Source organism: Actinoplanes sp. NPDC051633, assembly GCF_040681735.1.
Taxonomy (GTDB): Bacteria; Actinomycetota; Actinomycetes; order Mycobacteriales; family Micromonosporaceae; genus Actinoplanes.
This window is the reverse complement of the sequence record NZ_JBFAZH010001354.1, coordinates 1-1,912: the sequence shown is the minus strand read 5'-3', so window position 1 is coordinate 1,912 and position 1,912 is coordinate 1. Positions and strand designations below refer to the sequence as shown.

Below are 1,912 nucleotides of genomic sequence, written 5' to 3'. Positions count from 1 at the left end.
GCCGCGTGGGACGGCCGACGCCATCAGCCGGGCGCAACGCGTCCGGCGGCGTCCCCCTGCGCGCTCGAGTGGGGGGACACGATGCACGTCAGAAAACGCAACGGCGACTTGGAAACCGTCGACGTCAACAAGATCGTCAAGGCGGTCGAGCGGTGGGTCGCCGACCTGGACGAGGTCGACCCGCTGCGGGTCGCGACCAAGACGATCAGCGGGCTGTACGACGGCGCGACCACGGCCGAGCTGGACAAGCTGTCGATCCAGACGGCGGCCGAGCTGATCGGCGAGGAGCCGCAGTACTCCAGGCTGGCGGCCCGGCTGCTCTCGGCCTATGTGGACAAGGAGGTGCGCGGGCAGGAGGTCGCGAGCTTCAGCCAGTCCATCCGGTACGCGCATCAGCAGGGCCTGATCGGCGACGCGACCGCCGCCTTCGTGGCCCGCAACGCCCGCAAGCTCGACGACGCCGTCGACCCGGACGGCGATCTGCGGTTCGAGTACTTCGGGCTGCGCACCGTCGCCGACCGCTACCTGCTGCGGCACCCGGAGACCCGGCTGGTCGTGGAGACCCCGCAGTACTGGCTGCTCCGCGTCGCGTGCGGGCTGTCGCGGACGCCGGCCGAGGCGATCGGCTTCTACCGCCTCATGTCGTCGCTGGCCTATCTGCCCAGCTCGCCGACCCTGTTCAACTCCGGCACCCGGCACACCCAGATGTCGTCCTGCTTCCTGGTCGACTCGCCGCGCGACGAGCTCGACTCGATCTACGAGCGTTACCACCAGGTCGCCAAGCTGTCCAAGTTCTCCGGCGGCATCGGCATCTCCTGGTCGCGGATCCGCGGCCGGGGCGCGCTGATCCGCGGCACCAACGGCAGGTCGAACGGCATCGTGCCGTTCCTCAAGACCCTCGACGCCGGTGTGGCGGCGGTCAACCAGGGCGGCCGGCGCAAGGGCGCGGCCTGCGTCTATCTCGAGCCGTGGCACCCGGACATCGAGGAGTTCCTCGAGCTGCGCGACAACACCGGCGAGGACTCCCGGCGTACCCATAACTTGAACTTGGCGAACTGGATCCCCGACGAGTTCATGCGCCGCGTCGAGGCGGACGCCGAGTGGTCGCTGATCGATCCGTCCGACGCGCCCGACCTGCCGGACCTGTTCGGCGACGAATTCGACGAGGCATACCGGGCGGCGGAGAAGAAGGCGGTCAGGACCGTCCGGGCCCGCGACCTGTACGGGCGGATGATGCGCACCTTGGCGCAGACCGGCAACGGCTGGATGACCTTCAAGGACCGCGCCAACAAGCTGTCCAACCAGACCGGGGCGCCGGGCAACACCATCCACCTCTCCAACCTGTGCACCGAGATCCTCGAGGTCAACTCCGACGACGAGACCGCCGTCTGCAACCTCGGCTCGATCAACCTCGGCGCGCACGTCACCGCCGATGGTGTCGACTGGGACCGGTTGCGCCGGACGGTCCGGACCGCCGTCAAGTTCCTCGACCGGGTCATCGACATCAACTACTACCCGTCGCCGCAGGCCGCCGCGTCGAACCCGCGGTGGCGGCCGATCGGGCTGGGGCTCATGGGCCTGCAGGACGCGTTCTTCACGATGCGGCTGCCCTTCGACTCCGCCGAGGCGAAAGCCCTGTCCAGCCTGGTGCAGGAGGAGATCTTCCTGACGGCGCTGGAGACCTCCGCGGCCATGGCGGAGAGCGAGGGCCCGCACCCCTCGTACCCGGAAACCCGCGCCGCGAAGGGCGATCTGCACCCCGACCTCTGGGGCACCGAGCTCGGCCGGCCGGAGCGGTGGGCGGAGCTGAGAACACGCATCAGGACGCACGGCCTGCGCAACTCGCTGCTGGTCGCGATCGCGCCGACGGCGACCATCGCGTCGATCGCCGGCTGCTACGAGTGCATCGAGC

The 1,912-nt window shown here is 69.5% G+C and carries 1 protein-coding gene; it reads left to right on the top strand.

Going from position 1 to position 1,912, the window contains the following annotated elements; all coding sequences use genetic code 11:
* Positions 1-81: 81 nt before the first annotated feature.
* Positions 82-1,912: ribonucleoside-diphosphate reductase subunit alpha (locus AB0M20_RS40915; RefSeq protein ID WP_364306633.1), on the top strand; the 1,831-nt coding region annotated here is incomplete at its 3' end.